We start from the raw sequence: 17,881 nt of genomic DNA, 5'->3' as shown, positions 1-17,881 counted from the left end.
AAGGCCGCCCTTTTTTCACGCTGCGTGGTCGTCCACGTCGATCAGGTCTTCGAGAACACCGAGGTGGTATTCGCGGTCGCCCAACCAGTGGTCGATCATGACGATGCGCTTGGCGTAATGGGAGACCGGGGTCTCTTCCATCATGCCCATGCCGCCGAACAGCTGGATCGCTTCCTCGGCGACCTTGCGGCCGGATTTGCCGACCTGGGCCTTGGCGGCGGAGATGCGCTTTTTGCGCAGTTGCGGCTCCACGTCGAGGCTGCAGGCGGCGAGCATGGTGATGGAACGTACTTTTTCCAGCTCCATGCGCATTTCCACCATGCGGTGCTGCAGGGCCTGGAACTTACCGATCGGCACGCCGAACTGCTGGCGTTCCTTGATGTAGTCCAGGGTCTGGTCGCAGGCCACTTCCATGGCGCCGGAGGCTTCCGCGCACAGGGTGATCAGCGCCAGGTCCAGAGTCGCTTCCAGGGCGTCGAGGGCGTTGCCTTCGTCGCCGAGCAGCGCGTCGGCGCCGACTTTCACGTCCTTGAAGGTGATGTCAGCGGCGTGCAGGCCGTCGATGGTCGGGTAGCCGCGGCGGCTGACGCCGTCGGCGCCGGCGTCGACGATGAAGGCGCTGAGGCCGTCTTTGTCGTTGCCGCTGCCGCCGGTGCGGGCGATCACCACCAGCTGGTCGGCGCTGTCACCGTGCAGGACCACGGCTTTCTCGCCGTTGATCACATAGCCGTCGCCGTCTTTCTTGGCGCTGGTTTCCACGAAGCGGTGGTCGTAGCGACCCTTGGTTTCGTAGTTGGCCAGGGCGAAGCGGGTTTCACCGCCGATGATGGCCGGCAGGTACTGCTCTTTCTGGGCGTCGTTGCCGAGCTTGTCGATCAGCACGCCGGAAAGCACCACGGTGGCCAGGTAGGGTTCCACCACCAGGCCGCGGCCGAAGCCTTCGGCCACTACCATCAGTTCCGGGCCGCCGCCGTTGAAGCCGCCGGCCTCTTCGGAGAACGGCACGCCCAGCAGGCCCAGTTCGGCGAACTGGGTCCAGGTGTCGGTGCTGAAGCCGTGCTCTGATTCCAGTGCCTTGTTGCGGGCGTCGAAGGTGTAGCTGTCACGGACCAGACGACCCACGGTCTCTTCGAGCATGCGCTGCTCGTCGCTGAATTTGAAATCCATGTTCGTCTCCTTACAGACCGAGAATCATCTTGGAGATGATGTTCTTCTGAATTTCGTTGGAGCCCCCGAAAATGGAGAGCTTGCGGAAGTTGAAGTAACGGCTGGCCACGGACCCGGCGAACTCGGGGCCGACGGTCTCGCCGTCGAAATCACCGGCCAGCTGTTCCGGCAGGAACGGCAGTGCGTGCGGGCCGGCGGCGCGGCGGAACAGATCGGTGATCTCCTGGCGCAGCTCGGTGCCCATGATCTTCAGGAAGGAGCTTTCCGCGCCCGGTACACCACCGGCTTCGGCGGCGGCCACGGTGCGCAGGTTGGTCATTTCCAGGGACATCAGCTCCATTTCCACGTCCGCCAGGCGGCTGCGGAAGTGCGGCTCTTCGATCAGCGGCTTGCCGTTGACCTGCTGCTCGCGGGCCACCTGCTTGAGGTGCGCCAGGGCGGCCTTGGAGCTGCCCACGCCGGCGATGCCGGTACGCTCGAAGGTGAGCAGGTACTTGGCGCAGGTCCAGCCTTTGTTCTCTTCGCCGACCAGGTTTTCCACCGGCACTTTGACGTCGTCGAAGAACACTTCGTTGACTTCATGCTCGCCGTCCAGGGTGATCAGCGGACGCACGGTGATGCCTTCGCTTTTCTCCATGTCGATGAGCAGGAAGGAAATGCCTTCCTGTTTCTTGGCGTCCGGGTCGGTGCGCACCAGGCAGAAAATCATGTTGGCGTGCTGGCCCAGGGTGGTCCAGGTCTTCTGGCCGTTGACGATGTAGTGGTCACCGTCGCGCACGGCGCGGGTTTTCAGACCGGCCAGGTCGGAACCGGCGCCCGGCTCGGAGTAACCCTGACACCACCAGTCGTCGCTGCGCAGAATGCGCGGCAGGTAGTAGTCTTTCTGCTCCTGGGTGCCGAACTTGATGATCACCGGGGCGACCATGTTGACGCCGAACGGCAGCACGGTGGGGGCGCCGGCTTCCGCGCACTCTTCTTCGAAGATGTGCTTCTGGATCGGGCTCCAGCCGGTGCCGCCGTACTCTTTCGGCCAGTGCAGGGCCAGCCAGCCCTGCTCGTTGAGAATTTTCTGCCAGCGGATGGTGTCTTCCTTGCCAAGGCGCTTGTGCTCTTTCACCTTGCTGGCGATGTCCTTGGGCAGCTTTTCGTTCAGGAAGGTACGCACTTCGTCACGGAAGGCGCGCTCTTCGGCGGTGTAATTAATGTCCATAATAACCTCTGTGTCTTAGGCGGCTTAAGGGCTTCGCGTTCAGCTGTAGAAGCCCTTGCCTTCTTTAGCCAGTTTTTCCAGCAGCGCGGCCGGCTTCCAGGTGTCGGAGCCGGTTTCCTGGTGAATCTGGCTCACCTTGTCGTAAATGGTCTTGAGGCCCACGGAATCGGCCCAGAACAGGACGCCACCGCGGTACACCGGGAAGCCGTAGCCGTAGATCCAGATCACGTCCACGTCCAGCGGGCGGGCGGCGATGCCCTCTTCCAGGATCTTGGCGCCCTCGTTGACCATGATGTACATGCAGCGCTCGAGGATTTCCTGGTCGGAGATGTCCCGGGACTGGATGCCGTTCTCTTCACGGAATTTAGCGATCAAGGCGTCGACTTCGGATGAAGGCACCGGGGTGCGGTCGCCTTCCTTGTAGTCGAACACGCCGGCCTGGGTCTTCTGACCGAGACGGCCCTGCTCCACCAGATCGTCGGTCCAGTTGCGCGGCGGTGCGTTGTCCGGGTCTTCCTTGCGCAGCTCTTCGCGGATGCGGTAGCCCACATCCATGCCGGCCAGGTCGGACATGGCGAACGGGCCCATGGGGAAGCCCAGGTCGAACAGCACCTTGTCCACCTGCGCCGGGTTGGCGCCTTCGTTGACCAGCTGTACCGCTTCCGCCTGACGCTTGTGCAGCATGCGGTTGCCGACGAAGCCGTGGCATACGCCCACCAGCACGCCGACCTTGCCGATGCGGCGGCTCAGGTCCATGACGGTGGCGACCACCTCGTCGGAGGTTTTCTCGCCGCGCACGTTTTCCAGCAGCTTCATCACGTTGGCGGGGCTGAAGAAGTGCATGCCCACCACGTCCTCGGGACGCTTGGTGAACGAGGCGATGCGGTTCACGTCCAGGGTGGAGGTGTTGGTGGCGAGGATGGCGCCGGGCTTGCAGACCCGGTCCAGCTCGGTGAACACGGCTTTCTTGACGTCCATGTTCTCGAACACCGCTTCGATCACCAGGTCCACGTCGCTCAGGTCGTCGTAGCTGAGCGTGGGCTGGATCAGCGCCATGCGCTGCTCCACCTGCTCCTGGGTGATGCGGCCTTTCTTGGCGGTGTTCTCGTAGTTCTTGCGGATCACGGCGATGCCGCGTTCCAGGGCGTCTTCCTTCACCTCGAGAATCTTCACCGGGATGCCTGCGTTGGCGAAGTTCATGGCGATGCCGCCGCCCATGGTGCCGGCGCCGATGATGGCGGCGCTTTTCACGTCACGCTTGGCGGTGTCCTTGGGCAGGCCGGGTACCTTGGCCACTTCGCGCTCGGCGAAGAAGACGTGGCGCTGGGCGCGGGACTCGGGGCTCACCAGCAGCTCGGCGAACAGCTCGCGCTCGCGCTTCATGCCTTCGTCGAAGGGCAGTTCCACGGCGGCCTGGACCGCTTTGATGCAGTGGAACGGCGCTTTGAAGCCGCGCTGTTTGCGGGCGATGGACTTCTCGTAGTTGGTGAACAGGTCCGCGTCTTCCTTCTTCACGTCGAGGTCGCGGATCTTGCGCAGCGGGGCGTTTTCGGCCACCAGCTTGCGGGCGTAGGCGAGCGCGCCTTCGAGCAGATCACCGCCGACCACTTCGTCGACGATGCCGACCTTGAAGGCGTCCTTGGCTTTCACCGGGTTGCCGCCGACGATCATGTCCAGGGCGGCCTTGGCGCCGACCAGACGGGGCAGACGCTGGGTGCCGCCGGCGCCGGGCAGCAGGCCCAGCTTCACTTCCGGCAGACCGACCTTGGCGGATTCCAGGGCGACGCGGTAGTCGCAGCCCAGCGCCACTTCCAGGCCGCCGCCCAGGGCGGTGCCGTGGATGGCGGCGATCACCAGCTTGTCGCTGCTTTCGTATTCGCTGATCACGTCCGGCAGGGCGGGCCCGGCGGGCGGCTTGCCGAATTCACGGATGTCGGCGCCGGCGGGGAAGGTGCGGCCTTCGCCGATCACCACCAGGGCTTTGGCCTGGTCGTCTTCCAGGCCCTGGCGCAGGCAGTTGACCAGCCCTTCGCGCACACCCTGACCCAGGGCGTTGACCGGCGGATAGTCGACGCCGATAACACCGATGTCGCCTTCAAGACGGTAGCTCACTACCTCGCTCATGATTCCTCCTTCAGCGGGGGACCCGCGGTGCGGCGGCCGGAGGGGCCGCGACGGCGCCGCGCATCCCGTGGAAACGGTTCTCTCCCGGACGCTTCAGTATAAGAAAATCCGGGCCATTATCAATTATTTCGGAATTAGGTTTTATCTAGCGGACCAACTCTGTTGTTGGCTACACCCTATGGGAGCGGGCCTTGCCCGCGAAAGGCAAGCTCCGCTTGCCGGCGGGATACCAGAGACGCTTAACGGCGGCACAAACAGCGTCTCTGGTATCCTGCCGGGTGGCTAAAGCCACCCTTTCGCGGGCAGGGCCCGCTCGCACAGCTCTCTATAACCATAAAAGGGCACCCTGATGGTGCCCTTTTATGGTTTTGCTTCACAGTGTGAGGCGCGGCGTTTACTCGGTGATTTCGGACAACTTGCGCAGCACCACTTCGCCGTCGACCACTTCGGCGATCTGCGGGTCGGCGCCCAGGTTGCCGGCTTCGTCGATGCCGTCCACGTCGTAGGGGTTGTGCTCCACGGACACTTTATCCATGGCGGACGCGATGGCCGCGCGGATCGCCTTGGCGTCGTCCACGGTGCCGGCTTCCTGCATCGCCTGGGCGATCAGGTACATGGCGAAGTAGTTGTACGCGGTTTCGGAGGTGGCCACGCCGTTGTGGTCCTGCTGCCACTTCTCGAGGAACAGCTTGGCGCCTTCGTTCTCGTACTTGTCCAGGGGTACCACGCCCACGGAGCCTTCCAGGGACTTGATGCCGCCGGATACCTTGGCCACTTCGTCCATCTTGGCCTGGTCCATCAGGATGAAGCCGCCCTTGAAGCCCAGTTCGCGGGCCTGACGCACCACCAGGCCGGTGGGCTCGGAGGCACCGCCGACGAACATGACGTCGGGATCCTCGGACAGCACCTTGCTGACGCCGGTGTAGAAGTCCGCGGACTTGTTGTAGTCCATCGGGTTCATGGCCGCGACTTCGCCGCCCAGCTCACGCCATACCGGCACGAACTCCTTGGTCCAGTACTTGGCGTAGTCGTGGGTGGCGTTGGCGACACCCAGTTTGTTGCCGAAGCGGTCCATGGTGATGCGCGAGAACGGCTCGATGTAGTCGGTGAAGTTGGGCGGAATCTTCACGGTCAGCTTGTTGCCCTTGGAGGTCACCGCCGGCACGGAGGTGTAGGACATCACCAGGAAGCCGTCACGCTCGTTGAACGCCTGCAGGGCGAAGGTGCCGCCGGAGTGCGGGGTGAAGATCACCGGCGCGTTGTACTGCTGCACCAGACGCTTGCCGTTCACGGCCGCCTGGCTGGGCGAGTACTTGTCGTCCAGGGCCTGGATGTTGATGGTGTGTTTCTCACCGTCGACGGTGATGCCACCGGCGGCGTTGATTTCCTCGGCGGCCATGCGCAGGCCTTCCAGGGTGTTCTCACCGTACAGGGCGGCACCGCCGCTGAGCGGGCCGGTGAAGCCGATGTTCACTTCGTCGGCATGGGCCGCGCCACCGATGGCGAGGGCTACGGCGCTGGCGGCGGCCAGGCGACGGAAGGATTTCAATACTTTCATGCTCTTTCTCTCCCTTTCTTTATTGTTTGGGATGTGGTCGGAAATTAAGTGTGTTGCACGGCGCCCTCAGGCGCCGATGTAAGCTTTGCGTACTTCTTCGTTACCCAGCATGGCGTCGCGGTCGCCTTCCATGACCAGACGGCCGTTCTCCATCACGTAGGCTCGGGTCGCGATTTTCAGTGCCGCGAACGCGTTCTGCTCCGCCAGCAGCACCGAGGTGCCTTCCTTGTTGATGGTCTGCACGGCTTCGAACACCTGCTTGACCACCAGCGGCGCCAGACCCAGCGACGGCTCATCCAGCAGCAGCAGCTTGGGACGGCCCATCAGGGCGCGGCCGATCGCCACCATCTGCTGCTGACCGCCACTCAGGGAACCGGCGGGCTGATCCTTTTTCTCGTCTAAAATGGGAAACATTGCAAGGACATGCTCAAGTGTTTTTTTCATACCCGCCTTATCGCGGCGGTGTACGTAGCCCCCCAGCCAGAGATTTTTCAGTACTGACATTTCGGGAAACAGCTTGCGGCCTTCCGGGCACTGCACCACGCCGGCCTGCACCAGCGCGGAGGGTTTGCGGCCGGTCACGTCCTCGCCGTTCAGGCTGATCTTGCCGGCGGACGCCTTGAGCAAACCGCTGATGGTGTTGAACAGGGTGCTCTTGCCGGCGCCGTTGGCGCCCAGCAGCACCACCAGCTCGCCCTGCTCCACGCTCATGGAAACGCCGTCCAGGGCCTTGAAGCTGTCGTACTTGGCGTCCACGTTCTCAAGCTTCAACATCTTCTTCACTCCCCAGATAAGCTTCGATGACCACCGGATTGGTCTTGATCTGTTCCGGCGTGCCTTCGGCGATCTTCTCGCCGTGGTCCAACACCATGATCTTGTCGGCCAGGCTCATGATCATGTCCATTTTGTGCTCGATCAGGCACACGGTGATGCCGTGGTCGACCATTTTGCGGATCAGCGCCGCCAGGTTTTCGGTCTCTTCCGGGTTGATGCCGCCGGCGGGCTCGTCGAGCAGCACCAGTTCCGGATCGGTGGCCATGGCCAGCGCGAACGCCACCCGCTTGCGCTCTTCCTGGGTGGTGTCGGCGATGTAGCGGTGGCCGATGTGGCTGAGACCGACGAAGTCCAGCACCTCGGCCGCCTTGGCCCGGCACTTCTTCTCTTCGTCGCGCAGCCGCTTGGAGTTGATGATCACGTCCCAGAGCCGCGATTGGGTACGCAGCCGGTGACCGACGATCAGGTTATCCAGCACCGTGGACTGCTCGAACAGCTTGGTGGTCTGGAAGGTCCGCGCGATACCGAGACGGGCAATGCGGTCCGGCGCCATGCCGGTGACGTCCATGCCGTTGAACTCGATGCTGCCGGAGGTGGGCGGCATGGCGCCGGCCACCAGGTTGAAGAAGGTGGTCTTGCCGGCGCCGTTGGGGCCGATGATCGCGTTGATCTGGCCGGCGGCGAATTCCACGCTCACGTCGTTGACCGCCGCCAGGCCGCCGAAGCGCTTGGTGAGATTATTGATCTTAAGCATTGTCGCTGGCCTCCTTGGACGAAGTGGCGCTGTCGCCGACACGGGTCTGGCCTTCTTTGGCCGGCGCTTTGCTCGCCAGACGGCGGCCGCGCCAGGTCAGGAAGGTGCCGACCACGCCCTTGGGCATGAAGATCACCAGCAGTACCAGCAGGGGACCGAAGACGATCATCCGGTACTCCTCGAAGGACTGCACCGCCTGGGTCAGCCAGGTGATCGCCATGGTGCCCACCAGCGGGCCCATCAGGGTGCCGATACCGCCCACCAGCAGGTAGGTGATGATGTCGAAGGTGTGCACCACCTCGGCTTCCGCCGGGCCGATAAAGCGCACCACACCGGCGTACAGGCCACCGGCGAGGCCGGCGTAGACGGTGGAGAGCACGAACGCCAGGACCTTGTTGCGCATCAGGTTGATGCCCAGGGACTGGGCCAGGTCGTCACTGATACGGATGGCCAGGAAGGTGCGGCCGACCAGAGAGCTGGAAATACGGCTCACCAGCACGATCGCCAGTACCAGGAAGAACAGCACCAGGTAGTAGAACGGAATGGTGCGGGTGAAGTCGATCAGCCCGAAGCCTTCCGGCGGCGCGATGTTGATGATGCCCAGGGAGCCGTGGGTGAGCGCTTCCCACTTATCCAGCAGCAGGTAGATGATGAAGCCCACGCACAGGGTAAAGATGGCGAAGTAGTGTTCCTTGAGACGCAGGGACACGATGCCCACCAGGAAACCGAACACCGCCGAGAACACGCCGGAGGCGACAAAGGCGGGCCAGAACGCCCAGCCGTGATCCACGGTGAGGATCGCCACCACATAGGCGCCGATGGCGAAGAAGCCGCCGTGGGCCAGGTTCAGCTGGCCGCAGAAGCCGGTGATGATGTTCAGGCCGTACACGGCGATGGCCCAGATAAAGGCCAGAGCCATCACGTAGATCTGGTATTCGCTGCCCGCGATCAGCGGGAAAATCAGGGCGAACGCCAACAGCACCACTTTCATGGCCGGGCTGGCGAAGAAGTTGGCAATGCGATCCATTAGCGCACCCCCTTGGTGAACAGGCCGGTGGGCTTGATGGAAAGAATCACCACCAGCAGAACAAAGGCAATCAGATCCTTATAGGTGCTGGAGACGTAGTAGCCGCCCAGCGCTTCGGCGAAGCCGATGATCAGACCGCCGACGATGGCGCCGGGGATGCTGCCCATGCCGCCGAGAATAATGATCACGAAGGCCTTCATGATCACCAGGTGGCCCATGGCCGGGTACACCAGGTTGATCGGCGCGAACAGGCTGGCGCCCACCGCCGCCAGGAAACCGGCGATGGCGAAGGTCATCATGGCCACGCGGTTGGCGTCGATGCCTACCAGGAAGGCGCCTTCCCGGTTCTGCGCCATGGCGATGATGGTGGAGCCGGTCATGGTCTTCTTTAGGTACAGGTGCAGCGCGCCCATGATCGAGAAGGCGCCGACAATGATCAGCAGCCGCTGGGCCGGCAGCACCAGGCCGCCGAATTCCAGAATGCCGGTGTACGGGGTCGGCATGCGGCGGAAATCGGAACCCCAGTGCATCTGCACCACCGCTTCCAGGAACAGCAGGATGCCGATGGCGGCGATCTTGTCGTGGATCGGCGGCGCGTGCCGCAGCGGGTGGAAGACCAGGCGTTCACAGAGCACCGACAGCACGGCCACGAAGAGGCCGGCGCCGAGCATGGCGATCCAGTAGTTGAGCCCCAGATCCACCATGATGTAGTAACTGATGTAGGCGCCCACCATGTAGAGAGCACCGTGGGCAAAGTTGGGAACGTGCAAAATGCCGTACACCAGGGTCAGACCCAGGGCCACGAGGCCGTAGATGCTGCCCAGGGTGAGGCCATTAAGCGCTTGCTGAAGAAACGCGTCCAAGGCTGAGCCTCCTGTTCGTGTTATTTGAGAAACAACCTCCCAGCGAGCGGCGAGGTCCCATCCGCGTCGTTCGAACTGCGGGAAGTTGTTTCAGCTTTTTTGGGTTTTTGGAATTGTCAGGCTTGTTGTTGCTGGTCAGCCCATTCCTCTTCCTGCATCGCGCGCCACATCACCTTGCCGGTGGGCGAGCGCGGCAGCTCATCGCGGAACTCGACGATCTGAGGCACCTTGTAGGCGGCCATCTGTTCCTTGCACCAGGCGATGATCTCGTCTTCGCTGACCTTGCCCTTGTGGTCGGCGGCCAGCACCACACAGGCTTTCACGGTTTCACCGCGGCGCTCGTGGGGGGCGGAGATGACACAGCTTTCCTGGATCGCGGGATGCCGGTACATAAGACTTTCGACCTCGGCGGGCCAAACTTTAAAACCGGACGCATTGATCATGCGTTTCACCCGGTCGACGATGAAGAAGTAGCCCTCTTCGTCGTAGTAGCCCATGTCGCCGGTGCGGAAGAAACGTTCGCCGTCGATTTCGATGAAGGCTTTCTGGGTTTCCAAGGGGCGGTTCCAGTAACCCTGGAAGATCTGCGGCCCGCGGGAGATGATCTCGCCCACTTCGCCGACGCCCATTTCCTTGCCGGTGTCCACGTCGATCACCCGTGAATCCACGTCAAAGACCGGAATGCCCAGACACTGCTTTTTGGGTTTTTCGGAGGGGTTGATATGGGTAGCGGCGATGGTTTCGGACAGGCCGTACCCTTCGATGTAACGCAGGCCGGTAAGCTTGAACAGCTTATCGGACACCGCTTCGGGCATGGCCGCCCCGCCGCCGCCGATGTTCTCGAGGCTGGACAGGTCGAAGCTTTCCACGTCCGGGTCGGAAAGCAGATCGATGGCCATGGTGACGATGTTGGTCCAGCTGGTGACCCGGTAGCGCTCGATCAGCTTGGCCGCGGTGCGGCGGTCCCAGCGGGTCATCAGCACGATGCAGGAGCCCACGAAAATGGGGCCGTTCATGGCGCCCTGCATGCCGGTGACGTGGAAATACGGCAGCGTCGACAGGGTCACGCCCTCGCGGCCGCCGCCGGAGCGCCAGGCGGCGCCGTGCACGCAGGTGGCCATCACCGAGCGATGGGTGTGCATGCAGCCCTTGGGCGCGCCGGTGGTGCCGGAGCTGTAGGGGAACACGGCCAGATCGTCCGGGCCCACCAGCAGTTCACCGGGCTGGTGACCGGCGCCCAGGGCGTCGCCCCAGGCGATGGTGCCGGCGGTGTTCAGCGGCTGCGCCGGGGCGGCCACCTCGGCGGGCAGGTCGAGGTCGGTCTGCGGGTGAATGTAGTCGCTGTAGGCGGCGACGATCACATGGCGCAGACGCTCATGGCCGATCAGCGGCTCGATGTGCGGGAACACTTCCTGGCTGCAGATGCACACGGAGGCCTGGGTGTCCTGCAGGTAGTGCTCGAGCTCGGCGCTGCGGTTCATCGGGTTGATCGGCACGACAATGGCGTTGGCGCGCAGAATGGCGTAGTAACCGATGATGAACTGCGGTGCGTTCTGCATGAACAGCATCACCCGGTCGCCTTTTTCCACGCCCAGGTGCTGCAGTTCGCCGGCCAGGGCGTCCACCTGCTGCTTGAGTTCCCGGTAGGTGATGGGCGCATCGTAGTAGATGATCGCGTTCTCATCCGGGTAGCGCAGCGCGGAAATTTCGAGGTTGCTGTAAAGGCTGGTTTCCGGAAGCTTGAGCTGGTGAGGCAGCCCCTCCGGCCAGACGGCAAAATGCCGATCAAACATGCCTGTGCTCTCCCTATATATTTTCTATATCGACGGCCGGCACCGGAAAACCGGTGCCGGCCGTTTGGATTGTTGTAAGGCCCGCGGAGACGCGGACAGTACCGGACCCTGACCCGCGCTTTTGTTAACGCGGATACATAACCGATACTGAAGTTGACCAAGCGGTCAATCTGACATGGCGCCCCTGGGGCGTCAATACTATTTTGGAATATGGTTTCGCATTCCGGGGGTCTCTGGAATCCTGCCGGGTGGCTTCGCCACCCTTTCGCGGGCAGGGCCCGCTCCTACAAGGTGCCTCGACCTTACGCTATCCGGGCAAAGGCCGGTCGCCTTGCTGGAAGCATTCATCCGCCAGCGCGTCATCGCAGCGGGTGGGCTGCAGGGGCATCACCGAGATGTGCCCATCGCGCAGGGCGACCACGTCGGATTGCGGGTGGTCGATGCTGGACGGACGGCGCTCGAACGACAGCCAGTGGTAGGCCAGCCCGCGGCCGTCGGTGCCGTGCACCAGGCGCGGCCCGGCGATGCCGCCGCCGATCTGCCGGGTGAAACGGCTGCCGCGCAGCTCCGCCACCGGCAGGTCGGGGAAGTTGATGTTCCAGCAGGCGCGCTGGTAGCCGTCGCGGTCGGCGCCGGCCTGCCACAGCTCGCGGATCAGACCGGCGGCGTAGCGGGTGGTGGGCGCGTAATCGATGGCGGCGCGGTCGACGAACGCCTGGCTCAGGGCGATGCCCGGCAGGCCCAGGTGGGCGGCGGCGAGCACCGCGCCGACGGTGCCCGAATACATCACCGAATCGCTCAGGTTGGCGCCGCAGTTGACGCCGGAGAGCACCAGATCCGGCGCCTCCTCCTCGAACCATTCCGCCATGGCGAACATCACGCAGTCCGCCGGCGTGCCGGACACCGCGAAGCGCCGCTCGCCGTGGTGGTAGACGCGCAGCGGCGTGTGCAGCGAAATGCCCTGCCCCACCCCGCTCTGGTCGTGCTCCGGCGCCACCACCCAGACTTCCTCGGCGAGCTGCGCGGCGATGTCCTCGGCGACCTTCAGGCCCGGCGCGTCGATGCCGTCATCATTGGTCAACAAAATCCTGCCAAACGGCCTCATATAAACCCCAAAAAAGTTAATAGTTAACAGTTAATAGTGAATAGCGGGGCGGCTCCGTCGCCGAAGCCGTGCCCACGGAGCCGCCCCGCTATTAACTGTTCACTGTTACCTGTTCACTGTTACTTGTGTGTTCTTGCGATCTGCCAGCCGCGCTCGGCGATCAGGCCGGCCCGCTTGCCCACTTCCAGGGCGTTGCGGTTGCTGGCGTTGCCTTGCAGGGCGCGGGCGTAAACGCCTTGCAGAATAGCCGCGGAACGGAACAAGGCAAAGGCCAGGAACACCGGCCAGTCGTTGATGCCGTCGCGGCCGGCGCCTTCGCAGTAGCGCTGCAGCAGGCTCTGCTCGTCGGGGATGCCGCGGGCGCGCAGGTCCAGGCCGTCGAGGCCGCGCACGCCGTTGACGCCGTGGGGCATGTGGTACGGCAGGCAGCAGTAGGCCAGGTCGGCGAGCGGGTGGCCGATGGTGGCCAGTTCCCAGTCGAGCACCGCCACCACGTCGGGGGTGCGGTTATCCACCAGCAGGTTGCCGAGGCGGAAGTCGCCGTGGGCGATGGCGGCGCTGTCGTCCTGGGGAATATTGTCCGCCAGCCACGCCATCAGGTTGTCCATGGCCGGCATTTCATCGGTCTTGGAGGCTTCGTACTGGGCGCTCCAGCGTTTCACCTGGCGCTCCACATAGCCCTTGGGCTTGCCGAAATCGCCCAGGCCGGCGGCCTGGTAGTCGACGCTGTGCAGCTTGGCCAGGGTGTCAATCTTGTCGTTGTAGAGGTCGGCGCGCTGGTCCCTGGGCAGGGCTTCCAGCTGCGGCTGGGTGAACACCCGGCCGGGCACGAAATCCATCACGTAGAAGCTGGTGCCGATCACGTCATCGTCTTCGCACAGCAGGTGCATGGCCGGCACCGGCACCTCGCTGTGTTCGCCAAGCGCTTTCATCACCCGATACTCGCGGTCCACCTGATGGGCGGAAGGCAGCACCTTGCCCGGCGGCTTCTTGCGCAGCACGTACTGGCGGTCGCCGCTTTCCAGCAGATAGGTGGGGTTGGACTGCCCGCCCTGGAACTGGCGCACCTTGAGCGCGCCGTCGAGCAGATTGTGCTGCTCCAGATACTCGGCGAGACGGCCCTCATCCAGGCGGTGCGCCTCAAGAACAGGGACGATTTCCGGTTGACCTTCCATAACTATTCCTCGAATCAAGTTCGCGGCGCCGCTGTGGGAGCGAGCCTGCTCGCGAAAGGGTGGCGAAGCCACCCGGCAGGATTCCAGAGACCTTGTTGGTAATCCGCTTTATAAGGCCTCTGGTATCCTGCCGGCCGGCGTTACCGGCCTTTCGCGGGCAGGGCCCGCTCCCACAAGAGCTGTTCCATAACGCCGGTCGCTAACAAATGGTTTCGCCGCCGTCGGCGACGATGGTCTGCCCGGTGACGTAGGCGCTGGCCGGGCTGGCCAGGAACAGCGCCACGCCGGCGATGTCCACCGGCTCGCCGATGCGCCGCACCGGGGTGCGCTCCTCGGCGCGCTGGCGGCGCACCGGGTCCTCGGTGAGCGCCTTGGCGAAGTCGGTGCGCACCAGGCCGGGGGCGATGCTGTTGACGCGGATGTTGCGCGGGCCCCACTCCACCGCCAGGTTGCGCGCCAGGGCCGCTTCGGCGGCCTTGGAAACGCCGTAGGTGCCGATGGTGGCGTTGCCGCGCAGGCCGGCGATGCTGGAAATAATAATCACGTTGCCGCCGCCGTTCTTATCCATTTCCGGCAGTACCCGGTTGCACAGCCAGAAGGTGCCCTTGGCGTTGGTGTCCATGATCTTGTCCCAGGCCTCGTCGGTGAGCTCGGAGGTGGGGCCGTAGACCGGGTTGGTGGCCGCGTTGCAGACCAGAATATCAATGCGGCCGAAGGCGGCCAGGGTTTCGTCGACCAGGTTCATCAGGTCGTCTTTCTTGCCCACGTTGCAGGGCACGGCGATGGCCTCGCCGCCGGCGGCCTTGATCGCCTCGCAGACGTCGTGGCAGGGCTCCGGCTTGCGGCTGGAGATCACCACCTTGGCGCCCGCGGCGGCCATTTCCTCGGCGATCGCCTTGCCGATGCCCTTGGTGGAGCCTGTGATCAGGGCGACCTTGCCTTTCAGATCGAAGAGCTTGCTCATTGTTGTTCTCCCGGAATCGTTCTTAGCGGTAGCGGCCCAGTTCCAGCTTGGCGATGGAGTCCAGATGCACTTCGTCGGGGCCGTCGGCCAGCCTCAGGGTGCGCAGGTTGGCCCAGGCGCTGGCCAGGAAGGTGTCCTGACAGACGCCCAGGGCGCCGTGCACCTGAATGGCGCGGTCGACCACGTTGGCGGCCATCTCCGGGGCGATCACTTTGATCATGGCGATTTCCTGGCGGGCCACCTTATTACCGACGGTGTCCATCATGTGCGCCGCTTTCAGGGTCATCAGCCGGGCCTGCTCGATCTCCAGGCGCGAGCGGGCGATGTTCTTGCGGATCGAGTCGAACTGGGACAGCTTGCGGCCGAACGCTTCGCGCTCTTCCACCCGCTTGCACATGGCTTCCAGGGCGCGCTCGGCGACGCCGATGGAGCGCATGCAGTGGTGGATACGGCCCGGGCCCAGGCGGCCCTGGGCGATTTCGAAGCCGCGGCCTTCGCCGAGAATCAGGTTGCTGGCCGGCACCCGCACGTCGGTGAAGGTGATTTCCGCGTGGCCCTTGGGCGCGTGGTCGTAGCCGAACACATGCAGGGCGCGCTCGATCTTCACGCCGGGGGTGTCCAGCGGTACCAGAATCTGTGACTGCTGCTGGTGGCGCGGCGCGTCCGGGTCGCTCTTGCCCATGACGATGGCGATCTTGCATTCGCTGGACATGGCGCCGGAGGACCACCACTTGCGGCCGTTGATCACGTAGTCGTCGCCGTCACGCTTGATCTCGGTGCAGATGTTGGTGGCGTCGGAGGACGCCACCGCCGGTTCGGTCATCGAGAAGCAGGAGCGGATTTCACCGTTGAGCAGCGGCTTGAGCCACTGTTCCTGCTGTTCCGGGGTGCCGTAGCGGGCCAGCACTTCCATATTGCCGGTGTCCGGCGCGGCGCAGTTGAAGATCTGCGGGGCGATGGCGCTGCGGCCCATCACTTCGCACAGGTGCGCGTAGTCGTAGTTGTTAAGCCCGGCGCCGTGCTCGCTTTCCGGCAGGAACAGGTTCCAGAGCCCTTCGGCTTTGGCCTTTTTCTTCAGTTCCTTGACGATCGGCGGCGGGGTCCAGCGGTCGTCGCTGTTGCCGTGCTGTTCGGCGTAGACGGCCTCGGCGGGGTACACGTGGGCGTCCATGAAGGCGACGAGCTGGTCATACAGGGCCTGGGCCCGGTCGGAAAGGGGCAACATCGGGGGGCTCTCCTCGAGGTTATCTCGTGTTTATTCTGGCATTCGAATCGGCCCCGAAATGTGGCATGACCGGATGGTCGCGTCAAATTTTTCGAAACGATGTTCCGAAATTACTGACCGGACAGGGAGGGGCATTCGCGCAGGCTGCCGAGGTAGCAGTCGACGAAGTGTTCGGCCTCGGCTTCCAGATCGAAGGAGTCGGGGATCAGCAGCCAGGTGTAGAGCATGCCGGTCATCTGGACGTGCAACATGGTGATGGCACGCTCGATGTTGAGGGTGTCGGGCAGCTGGCCCTGGGCGATGGCGTTATTGAGGGTGCGGCGGATCTTGTCCGAGCCGTCCAGGTAGGTTTCCTGCTGGCGGGCCATGAGCGGGTCGGTCTGGGCGGTGAACTCGCATTTGTGGAAGATAATTTCAAACACGCGTTTCCGGCACGGATCTCGCACGGTATCGTGGAGCACGTAAACCAGCAGCTCGCGGAGCTTGCCCAGCGGGTCGGTCTCGTCCGGGCTTTCCGCCTGTTGGGAGAGGGATTCCATGGGCAGACGGTGCCGTTCGGTCATGGCGACGAAGACATCGTGCTTGTTCTTGAAATGCCAGTAGATCGCACCACGGGTGACGCCCGCCTCCTCGGCGATGTCACTCAGGGACGAGCGGGACACCCCTTTCTTGTGAAACACGCGCTCGGCGGCATCGATGATCTGCTCGCGGGTTTCGAGGGCTTCCGCCTTGGTGCGCCTGGCCATCGGCTGCTCCTGGGTCGTTCGTGGCTAAGGATTCATGCTTTATTCACTATACATACGTTTTTGAATGTATGTATACTCCCAAGCTGTTTTTCCATCCGCTTTTAATAGAAAAACCGAGGTTCCCATGCGCACAGCTCCGGTTGCTTTACCGATTGCCCTATTTCTCAGTCTCGCCCTCGCGGCCTGCGGCGGCGACGACCAGGCGGGTGGCGAACAACCGCCGCCGGAAGCCGGCTTTATCACCGTTGAACCGGAGCCGTTCACCATCACCAGCGAGTTGCCCGGCCGCACCACCCCGCATCAGGTGGCCGAGGTGCGCCCGCAGGTCAACGGCATCATCGAAGAGCGGCTGTTCGAGGAAGGCCAGCTGGTGGAAAAAGGCGCGCCGCTCTACCGCATCGACGACAGCCTCTACCAGGCGGACGTGGAGAGCGCCCGGGCCGAGCTGGCGCGCGCCCAGGCGACCCTGAAGTCCACCCGGCTGCGCGCCGAGCGGTTCGAGAAGCTGCTGGATATGAAAGCGGTGAGCCAGCAGGAGTATGACGAGGCGGAAGCGGCGCTGGGCGAGAACCAGGCCCAGGTGGCCTCGGCCCGGGCGGCGCTGAGCAGCGCCCGCACCAACCTGGACTACACCACCCTGGAAGCGCCGATCAGCGGCCGCATCGGCCGCTCCTCGGTGACCGCCGGCGCGCTGGTGACCGCCAACCAGGCGCAATCCCTGGCGACCATCCGCCAGCTGGACCCGATTTACGTGGACCTGACCCAGTCCGCCCGTGAGCTGCGCCGCCTGCGCCAGGCGCTGGAAAACGGCGAACTGGAAAAAGTCGGCGAGGACGAAGCGCGGGTCACCCTGCTGATGGAAGACGGCAGCGAATATCAGGAAGAAGGCGTGCTGCAGTTCTCCGAATACGCTGTGGAGGAAAGCACCGGCTCGGTGACCCTGCGGGCCCTGTTCCCCAACCCGGACGGCGACCTGCTGCCGGGCATGTTCGTGCGCGCCAAGCTGCCCGAGGGCGAGCGCAGCGAAGCGATTCTGGTGCCGCAGAAAGGCGTCGCCCGGGATTCCACCGGCCAGGCCACCGCCATGGTGATCAACGACAACGACCAGGTGGAGCGCCGCAACGTGACCACCGAACGCGCCGTGGGCAACCGCTGGCTGATCGCCGACGGGCTGAACGGCGGCGACCGGTTGATCGTAGAAGGCCTGCAGAAAGTCCAGCCGGGCATGACGGTGAAGCCGGTGAAGGTGGACGAGAAAGACGTCGAAGCCGGCCCGCAAATGGAGAAAGGCGAAACCCCGCCGGAGCAGAAGCAGAAAGAGCAGCAGGAAGGGCTCGACGGCGAGAACCCGGCGTCCAGTGGCACCCAGTCGGGTGGCGGCGACAACCAGTAATCG

Annotated in this window: 15 protein-coding genes; 1 reads left to right on the top strand and 14 read right to left on the bottom strand. The window is 63.8% G+C overall.

From position 1 onward, the window contains the following. Window positions 1-15: 15 nt before the first annotated feature. From ACMG4O_RS08600 to ACMG4O_RS08535, 14 genes are all read right to left on the bottom strand, one after another. Window positions 16-1,167 (bottom strand): acyl-CoA dehydrogenase family protein, encoded by a 1,152-nt coding sequence (locus ACMG4O_RS08600; protein ID WP_414433586.1) that lies wholly within the window; start codon window positions 1,165-1,167, stop codon window positions 16-18. Between the two features lie 10 nt (window positions 1,168-1,177). Beyond that, window positions 1,178-2,377, bottom strand: a complete 1,200-nt coding sequence (locus tag ACMG4O_RS08595; RefSeq protein ID WP_414433585.1) for an acyl-CoA dehydrogenase family protein — start codon at window positions 2,375-2,377, stop codon at window positions 1,178-1,180. 39 nt (window positions 2,378-2,416) lie between these two features. Continuing rightward, window positions 2,417-4,501, bottom strand: coding sequence for a 3-hydroxyacyl-CoA dehydrogenase NAD-binding domain-containing protein (locus ACMG4O_RS08590; protein WP_414433584.1), 2,085 nt, complete (start codon window positions 4,499-4,501; stop codon window positions 2,417-2,419). Between the two features lie 394 nt (window positions 4,502-4,895). Then, window positions 4,896-6,059 (bottom strand): ABC transporter substrate-binding protein, encoded by a 1,164-nt coding sequence (locus ACMG4O_RS08585; protein WP_414433583.1) that lies wholly within the window; start codon window positions 6,057-6,059, stop codon window positions 4,896-4,898. Window positions 6,060-6,125: 66 nt separating this feature from the next. Continuing rightward, window positions 6,126-6,833: an ABC transporter ATP-binding protein gene (locus tag ACMG4O_RS08580; protein WP_142948369.1), complete on the bottom strand. Its 708-nt coding sequence runs from the start codon at window positions 6,831-6,833 to the stop codon at window positions 6,126-6,128. Continuing rightward, window positions 6,820-7,587: an ABC transporter ATP-binding protein gene (locus tag ACMG4O_RS08575; RefSeq protein WP_142948368.1), complete on the bottom strand. Its 768-nt coding sequence runs from the start codon at window positions 7,585-7,587 to the stop codon at window positions 6,820-6,822. The genes ACMG4O_RS08580 and ACMG4O_RS08575 overlap by 14 nt, the downstream gene beginning before the upstream one ends. Beyond that, window positions 7,580-8,614 (bottom strand): branched-chain amino acid ABC transporter permease, encoded by a 1,035-nt coding sequence (locus ACMG4O_RS08570; protein WP_370203116.1) that lies wholly within the window; start codon window positions 8,612-8,614, stop codon window positions 7,580-7,582. Before ACMG4O_RS08570 ends, ACMG4O_RS08575 begins: the two co-directional genes overlap by 8 nt. After that, window positions 8,614-9,477 (bottom strand): branched-chain amino acid ABC transporter permease, encoded by an 864-nt coding sequence (locus tag ACMG4O_RS08565; protein ID WP_142948366.1) that lies wholly within the window; start codon window positions 9,475-9,477, stop codon window positions 8,614-8,616. Before ACMG4O_RS08565 ends, ACMG4O_RS08570 begins: the two co-directional genes overlap by 1 nt. A gap of 116 nt (window positions 9,478-9,593) precedes the next feature. Beyond that, window positions 9,594-11,270 (bottom strand): long-chain fatty acid--CoA ligase, encoded by a 1,677-nt coding sequence (locus ACMG4O_RS08560; protein ID WP_414433582.1) that lies wholly within the window; start codon window positions 11,268-11,270, stop codon window positions 9,594-9,596. A gap of 307 nt (window positions 11,271-11,577) precedes the next feature. After that, window positions 11,578-12,351 (bottom strand): 5'/3'-nucleotidase SurE, encoded by a 774-nt coding sequence (gene surE, locus ACMG4O_RS08555; protein ID WP_255442339.1) that lies wholly within the window; start codon window positions 12,349-12,351, stop codon window positions 11,578-11,580. Window positions 12,352-12,494: 143 nt separating this feature from the next. After that, the gene (locus ACMG4O_RS08550) at window positions 12,495-13,550 is read right to left on the bottom strand and encodes a phosphotransferase family protein (RefSeq protein ID WP_414433581.1); all 1,056 of its coding nucleotides are present in this window, start codon (window positions 13,548-13,550) and stop codon (window positions 12,495-12,497) included. Between the two features lie 199 nt (window positions 13,551-13,749). Further along, the gene (locus ACMG4O_RS08545; RefSeq protein ID WP_067604925.1) at window positions 13,750-14,514 is read right to left on the bottom strand and encodes an SDR family NAD(P)-dependent oxidoreductase; all 765 of its coding nucleotides are present in this window, start codon (window positions 14,512-14,514) and stop codon (window positions 13,750-13,752) included. A 22-nt stretch (window positions 14,515-14,536) separates the two neighbouring features. Beyond that, window positions 14,537-15,739, bottom strand: a complete 1,203-nt coding sequence (locus ACMG4O_RS08540; RefSeq protein ID WP_414433580.1) for an acyl-CoA dehydrogenase family protein — start codon at window positions 15,737-15,739, stop codon at window positions 14,537-14,539. A 110-nt stretch (window positions 15,740-15,849) separates the two neighbouring features. Beyond that, the gene (locus tag ACMG4O_RS08535) at window positions 15,850-16,485 is read right to left on the bottom strand and encodes a TetR family transcriptional regulator (protein ID WP_067610008.1); all 636 of its coding nucleotides are present in this window, start codon (window positions 16,483-16,485) and stop codon (window positions 15,850-15,852) included. A gap of 124 nt (window positions 16,486-16,609) precedes the next feature. On the opposite strand from ACMG4O_RS08535, the gene ACMG4O_RS08530 reads away from it, so the two are divergent. Then, a complete protein-coding gene (locus ACMG4O_RS08530; RefSeq protein ID WP_414433579.1) occupies window positions 16,610-17,878 on the top strand; it encodes an efflux RND transporter periplasmic adaptor subunit in 1,269 nt (422 codons plus the stop codon). Window positions 17,879-17,881 lie beyond the last annotated feature (3 nt).

It is taken from the genome of Alloalcanivorax venustensis (assembly GCF_047495515.1).
Lineage (GTDB): Bacteria > Pseudomonadota > Gammaproteobacteria > Pseudomonadales > Alcanivoracaceae > Alloalcanivorax > Alloalcanivorax venustensis.
Note: the sequence above shows the minus strand (reverse complement) of the source record. Positions and strands in the feature narration are given on the sequence as shown.